Consider the following 17,943-nt stretch of genomic DNA (forward strand, 5'->3'; position numbering starts at 1 on the left):
TAGTAGATCACAACATCTGCTTGAACCGATCAAATACCTTATCATCAATTTCAACCCATTTGCGAACACTATTAATAAAAGCAATTTTATCAGCCTTTAATAATTCATCGATTAAAATTGTTTTTTCAATTATTTGTTTTTGATCCAAATAAAATTGTCGCATAGTACCAGCCAATAATCCCGATTTAATTTTAGGTGTAACCCATTGATTATTAATTAACAGCACAAGATTACCGTTTACAAATTCAGTTATTTCATTGTTTTGATTAAAATTAACATATTCTTTACCTATCGTTAGTTGCGGAAAATGTTCACGGTTTGATGTTTTGTGATACAAATAGATATTTTTATTATTCACACATTGTGGTGCGAGTGTGATTTCATTGATTTCCATTGGTACGTTAATAATGTCTTTGCTAATATCACATCGACCATCTTGTTGTAGTAAAATTCTGACCTTACAAATACTTTCACATTCTGTATTGGCTAATTTAATCAATTGCAATTTGATGGAATCAATATCACATTTAAAATCAAAATAGCATGCAGAATTAGCAAGTCTAGTTAAATGTTCATCAAGTAATAAAAATTGCCCTTTTTCTAACAGTAATGATTCAATAAGATATTGGGGGATCCTTGCTGTGCGGTTTAATATAGCGGTTTTTGCTAAGATTTCACTATATTCATCGTTTGATGTTGAATCCCAAGTTATTCCACCGCCAACACCATAATGCATCTGCTGATTGTGAATTGTTAATGTACGAATGGGTATATTAAATATTGCAGTTTTCATATAGGGAGTAATGTAACCTATGGTTCCACAATATACGCCTCTAGGTGAATTTTCAGTGTCTGCAATGATTTGCATTGTGCTTGTTTTAGGTGCTCCAGTAATTGAACCACAAGGAAACAATGCTTGAAAAATTTGATATAAACTGACCTGTTCAGCCAACTCGGCTTGAATGGTTGAGGTCAACTGCCAAACGGTAGGGTATTTTTCGGCAGAAAATAATTTTGGGACAACGACCGAGCCAGCTTTAGCAATTCGGCTTAAATCATTACGTAGTAAATCAACAATCATCATATTTTCAGCCTGATTTTTCTCAGAAAATAATGTCTCTAACTGTTGTTTATCATGGTGAATATTTAAACCTCGAGCGGCAGTTCCTTTCATCGGTTTTGTTGTGATAGTTTGATTATCTAACTTAAAAAATAGTTCAGGAGAAATCGATAAAATCTGATAATTTTCAAATTCAAGATAAGCACAATAACTCGCTTGGTTATTTTCTTGTAAAAATTTGTAATACTCATAGGCATTATCATTAAATGGTGCACTAAATTGAATCGTGTAGTTGGTTTGATACGTATTTCCCGATTCAATCTGCCCACGAATATAGTCAATTTTTTGGTTATATTCTTCGATTGAAGTGTCACATTTTAAATCGAAATGACAAGGTTTGTAATCACTTTTTGTTAATGATTCAACTGTTGAATAATCTTGATAAATTCCAAATAATAGTACAGGTAGTGCATCATCTGATTTTTGGATATTCTTGGTTTTATTTACTTGATTAAATCCCATTGCACTTTCATAAGCAAGATAACCAACCGCATAAAAACCTTGCTGTGTGAACTTTTCGATTGCATCTAATTGTTGTTTAACCGTGGTGTAATCGTTGGATCTCAAAATCGTAATAGGATCAGAAAAACATTTCTGTTGACCTTCAAAATCAATATAAACTTTCATATTAATATTACTCATAAATAAAATTATGAATCATTTGTAAACCTGATTCTGTTTTAATTGCTTCTGGATGAAATTGCACGGATTCAATGGGTAATGTTTTATGTCGTAATCCCATAATTAATCCTTGTTTGTTACGAGCGGTAACCATGAGAGGTGACTTTGTATGAGATAAATTATCGTCAGCAATTAAAGAGTGATAGCGAACTACAGAAAGAGGGTTTTTAATGCCTCTAAATAATCCTTGACCATCATGAATAATTTCATCGATTTTACCGTGCATAGGCATAGGTGCTTTGCAAATGGAATAGCCATAATACTGTGCAATTGTTTGATGACCTAAACAGATACCTAATATTGGACAACAGTTGGCAAATTCGGCAATCACTGTTAGTGATATTCCAGCATTATCGGGCGTTCCTGGACCAGGAGAAATAATTATTTTAGAAAAGGTTAGCTCTTTTATTTGTTCAACGGTCATTTCATCATTTTTTATCACTTGGACTTTTGCACCCAATCGGCATAAATAATCGTAAATATTGAACGTAAAAGAATCATAGTTATCTATTAATAGTATCAAAATATCTTCCATTAATTAAAAAAAGAATTTTTTGTCAACTTGGTGATTATGGAAATCATCATTATAAATGACAAGTCACCATTGCCGGCATTATGATTAAAAATTTCATTTCATTGTTTGATTAATCAAGCTAGGTTTAGTTTAAATCTAACTATTATTGACGCCATTATACAAGCAAGAAGAACTAATAAGAGATGATTACTAACTTAATATTACTTTATTCCTATTTTTTTACTTAAACGTACCCATAACCTGAAATTTTTTGACAAAAATACCTTCTTTTTGTGATGACCCTCACAAAAGCCTACAGCTATTCTTGTATGGTAGTATATTTTATTATATTTTCCCTAAATTCAATCAACATAGGCTTTATTTAATAAAAACAACAAATAAATTAGATGTTTTTATGACTCCTTTTTTGATTGAATTATTAAACTCACCAAAACTAAACATTAATAAAAGTTTCGACAGGTCTATTTATGTGAGGATACAAATATGCAAAAAATAACATTTGAAGAAATGAAAACGACTATAAAAAAAGCATTTCTTAATGCTGGATTATCTGAATCACAAGCAGAAATATGTGCACATATACATACCGAATCTACTTCTGACGGGGTTTATTCCCATGGGTTAAATCGTGTCGCTCGATTTGTTGATTATGTCAATAAAGGTTGGGTAGATATTAACGCTAAACCTAGTTTAGTTAAATCACTGGGTGCGCTTGAAGTTTATGATGGAAATCAAGGGATCGGAATAACAAATGCACTTTTTGCTTTAGATAAAGCAATTGAATTAGCTAAAAAACATGCTGTTGGCATTATTGGATTACGTAATACAACTCATTGGATGCGAGGCGGAACTTACGGTTGGAAAGCTGTAGAAAAGGGATTTGCGGCAATGTGTTGGACAAATACCGAATCGTGTATGCCTGCGTGGGGAGCAAAAAATACACGTTTAGGCAATAATCCATTCGTGATGGCAGTGCCGAGTTCAGATGGTTCAATCGTTGTTGATATGGCGATGTCACAATATGCATATGGTAAGCTTCAAGTCACTCGCTTAAAAGGTGAGAAACTTCCGTTTCCAGGTGGGTATGACAAAGATGGAAAATTAACTGATGATCCAGGATCAATAGAAGAATCAATGCGAATTCTACCAACTGGATATTGGAAAGGGTCAAGTATGGCTATCGTATTAGATGCAATGGCTGCACTTTTATCGATGGGCAATCCAACTAATGAAATTGATAAGATTCAAAAAGGAAGCTGTACTGGTGCTAGTCAGATTTTTATGGTATTTGACCCATCTCAATTAGGTGGCAAAGAATTTAACGAACAGATGGTTAATAGTATTACTCAATATGTTAATACATCAACACCGGCTGAAGGACAAAAAGCAGTTTTTTATCCAGGTGAATTATCAATAAAAACACGTAAAGATCATCTAACCAATGGTATTCCTGTTGATACTGAAGTGTGGCGTGAAGTGGTTTCATTAGCAAATTAGCTGAAATCAAAATTAATAATTAAAAAATATATAGCGAATCATTAATTTTTACGCCAAACGACGAATTGATTAAAAAGGAATAGAATATGAATAATGCGGTTAGTGACAAGAAAAAAGTGACGATTCCAATCGCTATCGGTTATGGTTTAACGGATATTATGGGGGGTGGCGCCTTTACCATCATTGGAGCATGGTTACTCTTTTTTTATACCACCTTTGTAGGATTAACGCCTATTGAGGCAGCATCTATTGTGGCAATTGCACGAATTGTTGATGCAATCGTTAGTTTATTTATGGGTAGTTTTACCGATAATTTTTACAAATACAAATTAGGACAAAAATTTGGTAGAAGACGGTTTTTCTTACTAATTGGTTCTCCTCTTATGTTGATTTATGTTTTACTTTGGATAACAGGGATGAATTATTGGTTTTATTTAACCGTATATCTAGTATTTGAAATTGTTGCAGCTATTGTATTGATTCCTTGGGAAACATTACCCTCAGAAATGACTAAAGATTATAATGATCGAACCAAATTATCTACAGGTCGGATGTTTTTATCTGCGAGTGGAACTTTCTTAGCAACTTTAGTGCCGGGTATTTTAATTCATAATTTTGGTGAAAATAATGCTTACGCTTATTTTATTAATGGACTTTTCTTTGCGATTATTTTTGCTGTTTGTGTATTTATTTCATATAAAGTTACGTGGGAACGAGAGCTGACTCCAGAGATGTTGAAGCATCAAGAAAAAGGTGTGAACAAAAAGAGTTTTTCTGAAAAAGTAAGTGCTGTTAAACAACTAGTTAAGGATTATGTATCTACATTTCATATTAAAGCTTTTCGTCGTCATTTAGCTATCTATTTATTTTCATTTACAGCAAAAGATATTTTTAATACGGTTTTTGTCTTCTTTTGTGTCTATTGTTTATGTGTCTCTTCGTCATTTGCTGGTGGATTATTATCGTTAAGTATTATAGGGTTACCAATAACATTATTGGCTGGTGTTGCAATGGTAAAATACGGTCCAGGAAAGCTGTATGTTTTCTCTTATACAACTATGATCATCTGCATTCTTGGTTTTTATGCAGTATATATAGTCGATCCGTCATCCAAAATCTGGTGGTTGTATATTGTAGCGATTTGTTATCAAGCTGGTCGTTGTATTTTAGAATTTACCCCATGGAATGTGTTCCCATTTATTCCTGATATTGACGAAATGCTCACCAGACAACGTCGAGAAGGTTTATTTGCTGCTGTAATGACATTTGGTCGCAAAACAACGGTTGCTATTGCAACGTTTATTGTGGGATTAATTCTACAAAAGGGTGGCTTTGTGCAAGGAAGTACTCAACAAAGTGCTGAAGCAATAAATACCATAAGTATTTTATTTGTTGGTGGTACAGTTGGTTTATTATTAATTGCGTTAATTTATGCTTTAACCTTTAAGTTAAATAAACAAACTCACACAATTTTGGTCGCAGAAATAGAACGTTTAAAAAATAATGGTTCAAAAAATGATGTTTCAGAACAGACACGTAAAGTTGTTGAAAATCTTACTGGTCATAAATATGAACATTTATGGCGAGATAAATAATGCAACTATGAGGAGATACATCTTCGCTCATGATAAATATTGTTATCTATAAGATCCTCTATCAAATCTGATATTTATAAATATTTTTATAAAAAAATGTAATATTGATTCAATACTACATTTTTTTATCTATCCCAAATATATCAATATTAATTTTGATAATCTTGTTTAAAATCAAATTAATAATTTGATGATAATTATCTAATTCACTATTTTTTCAGCATTCCAATCTATAGTTAAAACATTTGCTAAACCTCAATTTCTTTACGATCTCTCCTCCTTAATGTGATCTTTCTCACAAAAACATTCTAATCTACTTGTATGGTAGTATTGGATCGATTAATTTGGTGCTGCACAAATTATTAACGAGGTATTCAATGAAAATTGTAAAAGCAGAAGTTTTTGTATGCAGTCCGGGTCGAAACTTTGTCACATTAAAAATAACCACCGATGAAGGCGTTTATGGTGTTGGTGATGCAACGCTTAATGGGCGAGAACTATCAGTAGCATCTTATCTTAAAGATCATCTTTGCCCTCAACTTATTGGGCGTGATCCTCATCAAATTGAAGATATTTTCCAATATTTTTATAAAGGCGCTTATTGGCGTCGTGGTCCAGTGACAATGTCAGCGATATCGGCAATTGATATGGCGTTATGGGATATCAAAGGTAAAGTTGCCAATATGCCACTTTATCAATTATTGGGCGGTGCTTCACGTACAGGCGTAATGGTGTATTGCCATACCACTGGTAAAGATATCGAAGAAGCGTTAGATGATTATGCTAAACATAAAGAGATGGGTTTCAAAGCAATCCGAGTGCAATGTGGTATACCTGGAATGAAAACGACTTATGGTCAAAGTAAAGGGAAAAATCTTGCATACGAACCCGCTACGCGTGGCAATTATCCTGAAGAACAGTTTTGGGCAACGGATAAATATTTAGACTTTACGCCAAAATTATTTGAAGCAGTGCGAAACAAATTCGGTTTTAACGAACATCTATTGCATGACATGCACCATCGCTTAACTCCAATTGAAGCTGCGCGTTTTGGTAAAAGTATTGAAGATTATCGTCTATTTTGGATGGAAGATCCTACACCGGCTGAAAATCAAGAATGCTTCCGTTTAATTCGTCAACACACTATAACACCCATTGCTGTTGGTGAAGTATTTAACAGCATTTGGGACTGTAAACAACTGATTGAAGAACAGCTCATCGATTACATTCGAACCACAATAACTCATGCTGGTGGTATCACTCACATGCGTCGAATAGCTGATTTTGCTGCGCTTTATCAAGTTAGAACTGGCTCTCATGGACCATCTGATTTATCACCAATCTGTCATGCCGCAGCACTACATTTTGATATGTGGGTGCCTAACTTTGGTGTTCAAGAATTTATGGGTTACTCAGAACAGATGTTAGAAGTCTTTTCTCCAAATTGGACTTTCAATGATGGTTATATGCATCCAAGTGACAAACCAGGTTTAGGTATCGACTTTGATGAAAAACTAGCCGCTAAATATCCATACAACCCCGCTTATTTGCCAATTGCTCGTTTAGAAGATGGCACTTTGTGGAATTGGTAAGTTAAAGGAGTTTATATGAAAAGTATTGCAATAAAACAACCCAATGAATTAGTAATCGAGGAACGTGAAGTTCCTCAACCTAAATCAGGTGAAGTTAGAGTAAAAGTAAAATTAGCCGGCATTTGTGGATCAGATAGTCATATTTATCGCGGTCATAATCCTTTTGCTAAATATCCAAGAGTAATTGGGCATGAATTTTTTGGGGTGATTGATGCTGTTGGAGAGGGGGTTGATCAATCTAGAATCGGTGAGCGTGTTTCTGTTGATCCTGTAATTAGCTGTGGATGTTGTTACCCTTGTTCTGTTGGTCGTCCTAATGTTTGTTCCTCTTTAACTGTTTTGGGTGTTCATCGTGATGGCGGATTCAGTCAATATGCTGTTGTACCAAGTAAAAATGCTTATGTGATACCAAATGAAATCAATGATGAATTTGCTGTAATGATAGAGCCTTTCACAATAGCTGCTAATGCAACTGCACAACTAAAACCGACCCAAAATGATGTTGCATTAATTTATGGTGCAGGCCCAATGGGATTAACTTCAGTGCAAGCCCTGAAAGGTGTGTATAACGTTAAAGAAGTTATTGTTGTCGATCGTATTGATGAACGTTTAGCGATGGCAAAAAGTAGTGGTGCTGATCGGACTATTAATAACACATCATTATCATTAAAAGATGAATTAGATAAATTGAATATCAAACCAACGGTAATCATTGATGCCGCTTGTCATCCTTCAATTTTGCAAGAAGCAATTACAATTGCATCGCCAGCTGCAAGAATTCTCATTATGGGTTTTTCAAGCGATCCATGTCAAATAACACAACAAGGTATTACCAGTAAAGAGCTTTCTATTTTCTCTTCACGACTCAATGCAAACAAATTCCCAATCGTCATTGATTGGTTAAATAAAAAATTAATTGATCCTAACAAACTGATTACTCATCGATTTGATTATACGGATGTGGTTCAGGCAATCCAAACTTTCGAAAAAGATCAGAAACAGTGTTGCAAGGTTTTATTGACTTTTAGTTAGGTCAATTTTTATAAACTAAATGATAAGTGAGAGCGAGTAAAATATGAATAAGATAGGAAATAATAAAAGTGAAAGAAATACTTCAGATTTAGTTAAAGCTGCTGTTTCTGGTTGGCTTGGAACCGCATTAGAGTTTATGGATTTCCAATTATATTCTTTAGGTGCTGCACTTGTATTTCATGAAATATTTTTCCCTGAACAATCAGCGATTATGGCATTGATATTAGCGATGGGAACTTATGGCGCTGGATACGTTGCACGTATTGTTGGCGCTTTTGTTTTTGGCCGCATGGGTGATGCAATTGGTAGAAAGAAAGTATTATTTATCACTATCACTATGATGGGTATTTGTACCACATTGATAGGTTTTTTACCCACCTATGCTCAAGTCGGTATTTTAGCGCCATTAATGTTAGTTGTTTTGCGTATTATTCAAGGATTAGGTGCTGGTGCAGAAATTTCTGGTGCTGGCACTATGCTCGCAGAGTATGCGCCAAAAGGAAAACGAGGAATTGTTTCTTCACTTGTCGCGATGGGTACTAACTGTGGGACTTTAAGTGCGACAGCAATTTGGGCAATTATGTTTTTTATACTAGATAAAGATCAACTCATATCTTGGGGGTGGCGAGTACCATTTATTGCCAGTGTCATTGTTATGATCTTTGCCATTTGGCTCCGAATGAATTTAAAAGAGAGTCCTGTTTTTGATGATGTAAATGATGCAACAGCAAAAACAAGTAATGAAAAACCAGCAATTAAACATATTTCATTATTGGAGATGTGTAAAAGTAAATCTTTTTGGTTAGCAACGGGGTTACGCTTTGGTCAAGCTGGGAATTCTGGTTTAATTCAAACTTTTTTAGCCGGTTACTTAGTACAAGCATTGTTATTTGAGAAAAGCATACCAACTGATGCTTTAATGATCAGTTCAATTGTTGGTTTTTTCACAATTCCTTTCTTAGGTTGGTTATCCGATAAGATTGGGCGTCGCGTACCTTATATAATTATGACTTTATCAGCAATTATTCTTGCTTATCCAATGTTATCTATTATTGTTGATAAAAATCATTCAGTGAGTACCATTATGTTATGTTTGATTGTTATTCATAACGTTGCGGTATTGGGACTGTTTGCATTAGAAAACATCACAATGGCAGAAATGTTTGGCGCGCGTAATCGATTTACTCAAATGGCGATATCTAAAGAAGCAGGTGGACTTATTGCGGTAGGATTTGGTCCAATATTAGCGGGAATTTTCTGTAAAATGGTTAACGATTGGTGGCCAATTGTTGTTATGATTATTATCTATTCTTGTATTGGTTTAGTTTCTGCGATTTTTATGCCTGAGGTAAAAGATCGTAATTTAGCTGATTTAAAAGATGCAGCAGAATAAAAAAATGGGAAAAATAATGAAATTATCAAATCAAACTTTATCACAACTACTTGAAGCGGTAGTTGTACCAAATTATGATAGAAATCAGCTTAAAACTAAAATCGTTCATCTTGGTTTTGGTGCTTTTCATCGTGCTCATCAAGCTGTATTTGCCGATATTTTAGCTGCCGAACATGGTAGTGATTGGGGATACTGTGAAGTCAATTTAATTGGTGGTGAAAAACAAATCGCTGATCTTAAAGAACAAAATTATCTATTTAGTGTTTGTGAAATGTCCTATGATAACTGGTCTACTCGAGTGGTGGGGGTCGCCAAAGAAGCATTACATGCAGATATAGATGGTATAGCAAAAATTTTAGAGGTTATGACGCGTCCAGAAATCGCAATTATATCAATAACTGTCACTGAAAAAGGTTATTGCTATTTACCCGCGACAGCATCAATTGATATCAATAATGTCCTTATTCAACACGACATTGACAATCCAACTCATCCTAAAAGTGTGCCGGGGGTCATTGTTGAAGCTTTACGTATTCGTAAAGAAAAAGGCTTGAAACCTTTTTCGGTCATGTCTTGTGACAATATGCCAGAAAATGGTCATGTAACACGTAATGTAGTTTTGGCTTTAGCAAAAATAAGGGATGCAAACTTATCCCAATGGATTGAAAAAAATGTCAGCTTTCCATCTACTATGGTTGACCGTATTGTGCCAGCAGTAACGCCAGATACAATAACAAAAATACAAAAGCAATTGGGGGGCATTGACGATCCTGCAGGTGTTGCTGGTGAGCCATTCAAGCAATGGGTAATTGAAGATAATTTTGTCGCAGGTCGTCCAGAATGGCAAAAATCGGGTGCAGAGTTAGTCAATGATGTTTTACCGTATGAAGAAATGAAATTACGCATGCTAAATGGCAGTCACTCCTTTTTTGCCTATTTAGGGTATTTGGCAGGATATTTACACATAGATGAATGTATGCAAGATCCCCATTATGTAAAAGCGGCTCGTCACCTTATGTTACAAGAACAAGCAACGACCTTACGCGTAAAAGGGGTTGATTTATCTGCTTACGCAGATTCGTTACTGGATCGTTATCGTAACACTGGTCTTAAACATCGTACTTGGCAAATTGCCATGGATGGTACATTAAAATTACCACAACGTATGCTTGATTCAGTTCGTTATCATTTAACCAATAATACACCATTTGATTGTTTAGCTTTAGGCATTGCTGCTTGGATGCGATACGTTAGTGGTATCGATGATAATGGTAAAAATATTGAAATTAGTGATCCAGCCGCAGAGCAACTAAAAGAGTTGGTATCAAACAGTCCCGATAATGAAGAGCGAGTCAAAGCATTATTATCATTGACGCATGTTTTTGGAAATGATTTATCTAATAATCAACATTTTATAGTTCAGGTTACCAACGCTTATTTATCTTTAAGAGATAAAGGTGCTAAACAAACCGTTCAACAATTAGCACAAAGTTTTTAACACAACTAACAATAATTAATAAAACACAAAGTGTAATAACCAGTAATGGTATTACACTTTTCTAACTGTCTAAATATGAAGCAGCGCCTAATTTATTATTATGGGTATTTATCAAAAAAACTTTTCTTATGCTTAAAAATCACCTACTATTCTTAATTATTTATTCTTTTAAATAAGATGGTATATGTTTAAATCTATCGACTTAAATATTTCTGAACCCGTTAATCAACAAATTTATCGTACATTACGAAAAGCTATTATTACCTGTTATGTTTTACCAGGTGTTTTACTTTCAGAAAAAGAAATTTCCAGTCAATTCAATGTTTCTCGCCAACCTGTTCGTGAAGCATTTATTAAACTAGCTGAAGCAGGTCTTGTACAAATTCTTCCCCAACGTGGCACATTTGTAACGAAAATTTCTATCAAGAAAGTGATGGATGGGCAATTTATCCGTGAAGCAGTTGAATGCGCCATCATCAAACGTGCCGCTGTAGAGATCAGTCAATCAGATATTTTATTATTGCAAAAAAATCTAGCGGAACAAAAACAAGCTAATGAACGTAAAGACATAAGCTATTTTTTGGAAAAAGATGACGAGTTTCATCAAATATTAATGAATGTAATTGATTGTCCGATGGCATGGCAAACAGTTGAAAATATCAAAGCTATGATGGATAGAGTAAGATATTTAACATTAGAAGATGTCTCTCCACCGGAAGATCTAGTGAAACAACATGAAAAAATCTTAATTGCATTGGAAAATCATGATCCAGAGCTTGCAGTACAGGCTTTACATGAACATTTGTCAGCGATTCTACAAACTATAACAATTGTATCGCGGCAAAAAAATGAATGGTTTGTTGATTAATACCGATATTATCTTATCTTTTTTGATTGTAAAACCTGATCATTTATTAATTTTTGTATTCATATCTTTTGTTTATTTAGTTAAAAAAATTAATAAAATTACTGGTTATAATTATCACGCTATAATGTTTTTTGATTTGAGAAACCTAGATAAGGTCGTAATATGATTAAACAAGTAAAAATTCAAGTGAGTGGACGGGTACAAGGGGTTGGATTTCGTTTTTTTACTCATCAACAAGCAAAAAAACAGGGTTTATTTGGCTACGTTAAAAATTTGGATAATGGTGATGTTGAAATTCTTATTCAAGGCGATAGTTTACAAATAACTAAATTCACTGAGTGGCTTAACCAAGGGGGACCTTCTTCTGCCCGCATCAGCAATCTTAATATTTGTGAATTAGCACCTAAAAACGATTTAACTTCTTTTAATATCCGATATTAGTTTATTTAAATAAGTTAATCTTAGATGATTTTTAATGGTAGTCACCCAGTTTCTCTAAATAATACTTAGATGGTTAATTAATATAAAATATTATTAAATTTGCTTTTAACGTTTACGTAAATAACCTAAAACACGAAAGGCATCTATTTTCCATAATCCATCTTTGTAAACTAGTGGAAACGTAGCTCGACTACTGGCAGTAGGGCCGGGATTTTGCTGAACGATCTCAATATCAGTGTCAGTAACTTTACTGATGATGGCTACATGACCATATCTAGACCAACCTAAAACAATAATATCGTCAACTTGAGGTTTAGTGGGGGAGCCATTATGGAATTGAAGTAAATTCCGTTTAGGATTGAGAGCTCCATCTGGTATCGAATCATCAAAAAAATCTTTAGCATGGCCATAACTGTCAGGCATTTTATGATTAAACCGTTCGTAATAGTAACGTTTAATAAACTCAACACACTGATACTTCAAGCCTAAATTATAACCATCTTTTGCTACATTTCTACCACTAACATGGTTTACTGCACCATTATAATAAACTTTAACACCATTGAATTCATCAACAACCATGCCAATTTTACTTTCATCAACATTTAAATCAGCATAAACAAAATGATAAAAACCAATACCCAATAACATTACTAAAACAATTTTTTTAAAGCTTAATAACATCTGGGGTTCCTTTTACATAGCTTTTTATCTTAAAAAAGAAGAATGTTCTAATCCTTGAATGTGTTATATATTATCATTAAAAGTTATCTGTTTTATAGTAAAAAGAAAATTTATAAGTAAATTATCAATATTTTCAATTATTATTTTGAGATTACTTAACTTCTTTTAATGTCAGATATTAATTTAATAAAAAATAAAGTAAAATAACCAAATTACAGAACTTAAAGATAACGATTTATCCTTGTTATTGATTAAACTTATTCGTGTGATAAAAATATGCTATGAATAAAAAAAATTTAATCTATATCTTACTTATCATTGTGGTGGTTGGTGTTTATTATAATTATCAGAAAGATGATGATTCAGATTCAATGTCAACAATCAGCTTATCGGATACGCCGATATATCAAAGTGATGATATGATAACAAATATTTATGACATATCAGGAGAGATCATCTACAAAATTGAATCAGTTAAAGTAAAACATTATGATGAATCAAATAATACTGAATTTGATTTACCCAATTTGACTATTTATGATCGGGAACATTCCGCTACATGGAATATTCACTCTCAAAAAGCAACGTTAACCAATGATAAATTGATTTATCTTAATCAAAATGTTCAATTAGATAATTTAACTACTGATGCTCAATTAAAGCATGTATTAACGGATAATGCCATTATTGATTTAACGACCCAAAATGTCACCTCTAAAGATCTTGTTACTATTAAAGGGGTTGGTTTTTTTTCAACGGGGCAAGGATTAATTGGAAATTTACGGACAAAAACTGCAAATATACTTGAAAATATAAAAACTTATTACAACACTGAGGCAAAATAAAAAAATGAGATTGCAAAAACGGTTTATTTATCCATTATTTTTTATGTTATCTATTTCATATGGGTGTTTTGCCGATGAGCCAAATACATCAACATCCGAAGAACAACATGATAAAAAGATGTTAGTTAATAATAAACCTATTACTATAGATGCGAATAATCAGCAGATTGATATTGAAAAAAATATCATAACATTTAGTGGTAATGTGCAAATAATTCAAGATGGTTTGACTATTTTAGCCGATAAAGTGATAGTGACTGATATGCAGGATTCCACAAAACAGAAAATTACAGCGTATGGTAATCCAGTCAATTTTAAACAAATTTTACCTCAAAATAATAAAGTTGTGACAGGGCATTCTGAGCAAATTATCTATGATGTTAAACAAAATATTGTCACCTTACGGAACAACGCAGAATTATTTCAGCAGGATAATCACGTGGTTAGTTCAATCATTTCTTATAATGTAAAACAACAGTTGATACTTGCCCAACCCAAAAATGGTCGAGTAAAAAGCACTATTATTCCTAGCCAAGTTAAAGAGATAAATAAATAAAATGTCAATTTTAAAAGCGGAAAATTTAGCCAAAATTTACAAGAAACGTCGTGTGGTTGAAGATGTCAGTTTAACTGTAAACTCAGGTGAAATTGTTGGTTTATTAGGACCTAATGGTGCTGGTAAAACCACCACTTTTTATATGGTTGTTGGTATAGTAACTTTAAATGCGGGTAAAATATTTCTTGATGATCATGATATAAGTATATTGCCTCTACATGAACGAGCCCAAAAGGGTATTGGATATTTACCGCAAGAAGCGTCAATTTTCAGAAAACTCTCGGTTATTGACAATATTATGGCTATTTTAGAAACACGCAATGATATTGATAAAAGGGAAAAAATTGACCGAGCAGAAGAACTTCTTGAAGAATTTCATATCACCCATATACGTGACAGTATCGGACAATCTTTATCAGGTGGTGAAAGACGTAGAGTTGAAATTGCCAGAGCGTTAGCGGCTAATCCTAAATTCATTTTACTTGATGAACCTTTCGCTGGGGTTGATCCTATATCGGTTATTGATATTAAAAATATCATTAAGCATTTACGTGATAGAGGACTTGGTGTATTAATCACGGACCATAATGTGCGCGAAACGTTAGATGTTTGTGAACGTGCTTATATTGTAAATAAAGGACATTTAATTGCTGAAGGTTCACCAAGTGATATCTTAAGTAACGAATATGTTAAACGCGTTTACTTAGGAAATGAATTTAGATTATGATAAGACCCAGTTTACAACTGAAAATTTCTCAACAGTTGTCAATGACACCTCAACTTCAACTAGCCATACGATTGTTGCAGTTGTCAACGTTAGAACTACAGCAAGAAATTCAAACGGCACTTGAAAATAATCCATTACTTGAGATTGCAGATCAATATGATGAAGTAAATATTGAGAAAATTGAGTTAAATGAAAATGTTGACACTCGTGAAGCCTTAGATAGCCGAGAAATTCCAGACGACATCCCACTTGATGCATCATTAGATGATATTTATACGGCAGGTACGCCTTCTGGAACTCATTCTGATTATCGTAATGATGAGTTACCGGTTTACCAAGGTGAAACCCATGAAACATTATATGACTATTTAAAATGGCAACTTGATTTAACCCCTTTTAGCGACATTGATCGTGCCATTGCTGTGTCAATTATTGATGCGATTAATGACAGAGGTTATTTGACTGTTTCATTAGATGAAATCTTGGAAGAACAAGGTAATGATGAGATTGAACTTGAAGAAGTTGAAACTGTTTTAAAACGAATTTGGCATTTTGACCCAATCGGTGTTGGTGCCAGAACGCTGCAAGAGTGTTTATCTATCCAAATCCAATATTTGACACCACCAACATTTGTTAAACAGATTATTGATAATTATCTTGATTTATTAGCGGTTCGCGATTATCGAACATTAAAAAAAATGTTGAATGCAACAGATGAACAACTTAAAGAATCTATCGATTTTATTCAGCATTTACAGCCTTATCCGGGTGATTCGGTTAATACCACTTCCCCAGATTATGTGATTCCAGATGTATTAGTCAGAAAAATGGATAGGCGATGGGTTGTTGATTTAAATAATGACACCATGCCGACTTTACGCATTAATCAGCAATATGCAGCAATGGAAAAAATTGCCAGTCAAAGCGATAGTCAATATATAAAATCACATTTGCAAGATGCCAATTGGTTTATTAAAAGTATTGAAAATCGTAACGAAACCTTGTTGAAAGTTAGCCAATTTATCGTTGAACACCAACAAGAATTTTTTGAGCATGGTGCAGAATATATGAAACCGATGATTTTGTCGGATGTGGCTACAGCGATTGATATGCATGAATCCACGATTTCTCGTGTGACCACTCAAAAATATTTACAGTGTCCAACAGGAATATTTGAACTAAAATTCTTTTTTTCAAGCCATGTTAATACTGAATCTGGGGGCGAAGCATCGTCTACTGCTATTCGTGCTTTAATTAAAAAATATATATCCACAGAAGACAGTAAAAAACCATTGAGCGACAGTAAATTAGTTTCAATGTTAGAAAAACAAGGGATTATTATTGCTCGAAGAACCGTGGCCAAATATCGCGAAAGTTTGTCAATTCCACCATCGAGTCAGCGAAAACAGCTTTGAGCGACAGACTAATTACAAAGCTGTTATCTAACCATTTGAATTGAGAAATCAAACAATTCTGCTGGTTTCAATAATCATCATATCTGTAGTAAATGAGCCGTCAGGTTGCAGTTCAAAATAGTTTTTTGTATCACTAGCAGCTGTTTCTTGATAAGCTCTAATTGCTTCCACTAATTGCGTTGGTGTACGCATGCGTTTAACCCATGTATCAAAAGAGAGTGTTAAACGATGACGAGCAATATTATCGATAGTAAAACCAGCTTCGGTCAAAAATGTTAACCATTCACCTGGCGTATAGTCACGAACATGTGATGTATCACGCAACGCTTCAATGGTTTGTAACCAGATATCTAATACTGGATGTCCGGGGGATACCACATCCATAATTATCAATTTGCCATTTGGTTTAGTGATCCTATGTAGTTCACGTAAACTTTTACCCACATCGTGCCAATGATGTGCGGAATAGCGACTTGCGACAATATCAAAATGACTATCAGCAAAAGGTTGCTGTTCGGCATGACCTTGTACTGTGGTTAGATTATTTAAACCTCGTTCCTTAGCTGTTTGAGAAACGACAGATAACATTTCATCGGATAGATCATAAGCGATAACATGTTTTACATGCTGTGCGGCAATAAAACTAACATGACCTGCACCGCAACCCATATCAAGTAATTGAGCTTCAGGATAGTTAGCAAGCAAGTTAGATAAATATTGTAGATCGGGACCTTGGGCGTGAACTTTACTGGTCAAATAGGCATTAGCTTGTTCACCAAATTGCTGTTTTACATGATCGTGATGTGTTGCCATAGCGATTTCCCATAATTTGGCGCCAAAAGGGCGCCTTAAATAATTAAGCTAAAAAGGTTGGAATTTTGTTTTCAAATGCGCTAATCGCATCTTCATGCTGTAAGGTTAATCCAATATTATCCAAACCATTTAATAAACAGTGACGTTTAAATGCATCAATTTTAAATGAATATTGTTTATCGCCAGCAATCACGACTTCGTTAACCAGATCGATAGTAAATTCGATCCCGTCGTTAGCTTCAACAATTTTAAATAATTCATCAACATCTTCTTCTGATAAATTAACTAATAGTAACTGATTATTAAACGAGTTATTGTAAAAAATATCAGCAAAACTTGAACCAATGATGGTTTTAAAACCATAATCCGCAAGTGCCCATGGCGCATGTTCACGTGATGAACCACAACCAAAATTTTCGCGTGCCAATAAAATACTCGCGCCTTTATAACGTGGTTTGTTCAGTACGAAATCGGGATTTGGTTGCTGACCGGCATCATCTAAAAAGCGCCATTCATGAAATGCATGTTTACCAAAGCCAGTACGGGTTACTTTTTGTAAAAACTGTTTAGGGATAATTGCATCAGTATCAACGTTAGCCGCATCTAAAGGTACGACTAGTCCGGTATGTTTTGTAAATTTAGCCATGACGA

At 34.0% G+C, this 17,943-nt stretch carries 17 protein-coding genes; 12 read left to right on the forward strand and 5 right to left on the reverse strand.

All coding sequences use genetic code 11. From position 1 onward, the window contains the following. Positions 1-7: 7 nt before the first annotated feature. The gene (gene pabB / locus H3T96_RS01700) at positions 8-1,747 is read right to left on the reverse strand and encodes an aminodeoxychorismate synthase component I (protein WP_186279240.1); all 1,740 of its coding nucleotides are present in this window, start codon (positions 1,745-1,747) and stop codon (positions 8-10) included. A 7-nt stretch (positions 1,748-1,754) separates the two neighbouring features. Beyond that, on the reverse strand, positions 1,755-2,324 hold the full coding sequence (locus tag H3T96_RS01705) for an aminodeoxychorismate/anthranilate synthase component II (RefSeq protein WP_144091839.1): 570 nt from the start codon (positions 2,322-2,324) through the stop codon (positions 1,755-1,757). A gap of 495 nt (positions 2,325-2,819) precedes the next feature. Here H3T96_RS01705 and yiaK point away from each other — a divergent pair, with 495 nt between their 5' ends. From yiaK to yccX, 8 genes are all read left to right on the forward strand, one after another. Then, positions 2,820-3,833, forward strand: coding sequence for a 3-dehydro-L-gulonate 2-dehydrogenase (gene yiaK / locus H3T96_RS01710; RefSeq protein ID WP_086326381.1), 1,014 nt, complete (start codon positions 2,820-2,822; stop codon positions 3,831-3,833). An 86-nt stretch (positions 3,834-3,919) separates the two neighbouring features. Then, positions 3,920-5,428, forward strand: a complete 1,509-nt coding sequence (locus tag H3T96_RS01715) for an MFS transporter (protein WP_144091840.1) — start codon at positions 3,920-3,922, stop codon at positions 5,426-5,428. Between the two features lie 377 nt (positions 5,429-5,805). Further along, the gene (manD, locus tag H3T96_RS01720; RefSeq protein WP_144091841.1) at positions 5,806-7,020 is read left to right on the forward strand and encodes a D-mannonate dehydratase ManD; all 1,215 of its coding nucleotides are present in this window, start codon (positions 5,806-5,808) and stop codon (positions 7,018-7,020) included. A gap of 15 nt (positions 7,021-7,035) precedes the next feature. Continuing rightward, positions 7,036-8,052, forward strand: coding sequence for a Zn-dependent oxidoreductase (locus H3T96_RS01725; protein ID WP_144091842.1), 1,017 nt, complete (start codon positions 7,036-7,038; stop codon positions 8,050-8,052). Between the two features lie 52 nt (positions 8,053-8,104). Next, the gene (locus tag H3T96_RS01730; protein ID WP_370528776.1) at positions 8,105-9,445 is read left to right on the forward strand and encodes an MFS transporter; all 1,341 of its coding nucleotides are present in this window, start codon (positions 8,105-8,107) and stop codon (positions 9,443-9,445) included. Positions 9,446-9,461: 16 nt separating this feature from the next. Continuing rightward, positions 9,462-10,943: a mannitol dehydrogenase family protein gene (locus H3T96_RS01735; protein WP_144091843.1), complete on the forward strand. Its 1,482-nt coding sequence runs from the start codon at positions 9,462-9,464 to the stop codon at positions 10,941-10,943. A 184-nt stretch (positions 10,944-11,127) separates the two neighbouring features. Continuing rightward, positions 11,128-11,811, forward strand: coding sequence for a GntR family transcriptional regulator (locus H3T96_RS01740; RefSeq protein ID WP_086327507.1), 684 nt, complete (start codon positions 11,128-11,130; stop codon positions 11,809-11,811). A gap of 162 nt (positions 11,812-11,973) precedes the next feature. After that, entirely contained in the window at positions 11,974-12,252 is a 279-nt protein-coding gene (yccX, locus tag H3T96_RS01745; RefSeq protein ID WP_086327708.1) for an acylphosphatase, read from the forward strand. 105 nt (positions 12,253-12,357) lie between these two features. Here yccX and H3T96_RS01750 read toward each other — a convergent pair whose 3' ends face one another. Next, positions 12,358-12,936: a CHAP domain-containing protein gene (locus H3T96_RS01750; protein WP_144091844.1), complete on the reverse strand. Its 579-nt coding sequence runs from the start codon at positions 12,934-12,936 to the stop codon at positions 12,358-12,360. A gap of 281 nt (positions 12,937-13,217) precedes the next feature. Between H3T96_RS01750 and lptC the strand changes: the two genes are divergently transcribed. From lptC to H3T96_RS01770, 4 genes are read left to right on the forward strand one after another with little or no spacing between them, the layout of a single operon-like run. Further along, positions 13,218-13,781 carry an LPS export ABC transporter periplasmic protein LptC gene (gene lptC, locus H3T96_RS01755; RefSeq protein WP_039128650.1) on the forward strand — a complete coding sequence of 188 codons (564 nt, stop codon included), beginning with the start codon at positions 13,218-13,220 and terminating at the stop codon, positions 13,779-13,781. Between the two features lie 4 nt (positions 13,782-13,785). Next, entirely contained in the window at positions 13,786-14,337 is a 552-nt protein-coding gene (gene lptA, locus H3T96_RS01760) for a lipopolysaccharide transport periplasmic protein LptA (RefSeq protein ID WP_086351460.1), read from the forward strand. 1 nt (position 14,338) lies between these two features. Continuing rightward, positions 14,339-15,064 (forward strand): LPS export ABC transporter ATP-binding protein, encoded by a 726-nt coding sequence (gene lptB / locus H3T96_RS01765; protein WP_086326368.1) that lies wholly within the window; start codon positions 14,339-14,341, stop codon positions 15,062-15,064. Beyond that, positions 15,064-16,479: an RNA polymerase factor sigma-54 gene (locus tag H3T96_RS01770; protein ID WP_144091870.1), complete on the forward strand. Its 1,416-nt coding sequence runs from the start codon at positions 15,064-15,066 to the stop codon at positions 16,477-16,479. The genes lptB and H3T96_RS01770 overlap by 1 nt, the downstream gene beginning before the upstream one ends. 48 nt (positions 16,480-16,527) lie before the next feature. On the opposite strand, the gene H3T96_RS01775 is transcribed toward H3T96_RS01770, so the two are convergent. Both H3T96_RS01775 and leuD read right to left on the reverse strand, forming a co-directional pair. After that, positions 16,528-17,298, reverse strand: coding sequence for a class I SAM-dependent methyltransferase (locus tag H3T96_RS01775; protein WP_144091845.1), 771 nt, complete (start codon positions 17,296-17,298; stop codon positions 16,528-16,530). A gap of 37 nt (positions 17,299-17,335) precedes the next feature. Continuing rightward, a complete protein-coding gene (leuD, locus tag H3T96_RS01780; RefSeq protein ID WP_144091846.1) occupies positions 17,336-17,938 on the reverse strand; it encodes a 3-isopropylmalate dehydratase small subunit in 603 nt (200 codons plus the stop codon). Between the last annotated feature and the right edge of the window lie 5 nt (positions 17,939-17,943).

The organism is Gilliamella sp. W8136, assembly GCF_016101285.1.
GTDB lineage: Bacteria > Pseudomonadota > Gammaproteobacteria > Enterobacterales > Orbaceae > Gilliamella > Gilliamella apicola_N.

What these genes read in the sequence shown, in the direction of transcription:
- pabB (WP_186279240.1), bottom strand. Translation starts at nt 1,747, where the DNA reads ATGAAAGTTTATATTGATTTTGAAGGTCAACAGAAATGTTTTTCTGAT.
- yiaK (WP_086326381.1), top strand. Translation starts at nt 2,820, where the DNA reads ATGCAAAAAATAACATTTGAAGAAATGAAAACGACTATAAAAAAAGCA.
- H3T96_RS01715 (WP_144091840.1), top strand. Translation starts at nt 3,920, where the DNA reads ATGAATAATGCGGTTAGTGACAAGAAAAAAGTGACGATTCCAATCGCT.
- manD (WP_144091841.1), top strand. Translation starts at nt 5,806, where the DNA reads ATGAAAATTGTAAAAGCAGAAGTTTTTGTATGCAGTCCGGGTCGAAAC.
- H3T96_RS01725 (WP_144091842.1), top strand. Translation starts at nt 7,036, where the DNA reads ATGAAAAGTATTGCAATAAAACAACCCAATGAATTAGTAATCGAGGAA.
- H3T96_RS01735 (WP_144091843.1), top strand. Translation starts at nt 9,462, where the DNA reads ATGAAATTATCAAATCAAACTTTATCACAACTACTTGAAGCGGTAGTT.
- H3T96_RS01740 (WP_086327507.1), top strand. Translation starts at nt 11,128, where the DNA reads ATGTTTAAATCTATCGACTTAAATATTTCTGAACCCGTTAATCAACAA.
- yccX (WP_086327708.1), top strand. Translation starts at nt 11,974, where the DNA reads ATGATTAAACAAGTAAAAATTCAAGTGAGTGGACGGGTACAAGGGGTT.
- H3T96_RS01750 (WP_144091844.1), bottom strand. Translation starts at nt 12,936, where the DNA reads ATGTTATTAAGCTTTAAAAAAATTGTTTTAGTAATGTTATTGGGTATT.
- lptC (WP_039128650.1), top strand. Translation starts at nt 13,218, where the DNA reads ATGAATAAAAAAAATTTAATCTATATCTTACTTATCATTGTGGTGGTT.
- lptA (WP_086351460.1), top strand. Translation starts at nt 13,786, where the DNA reads ATGAGATTGCAAAAACGGTTTATTTATCCATTATTTTTTATGTTATCT.
- lptB (WP_086326368.1), top strand. Translation starts at nt 14,339, where the DNA reads ATGTCAATTTTAAAAGCGGAAAATTTAGCCAAAATTTACAAGAAACGT.
- leuD (WP_144091846.1), bottom strand. Translation starts at nt 17,938, where the DNA reads ATGGCTAAATTTACAAAACATACCGGACTAGTCGTACCTTTAGATGCG.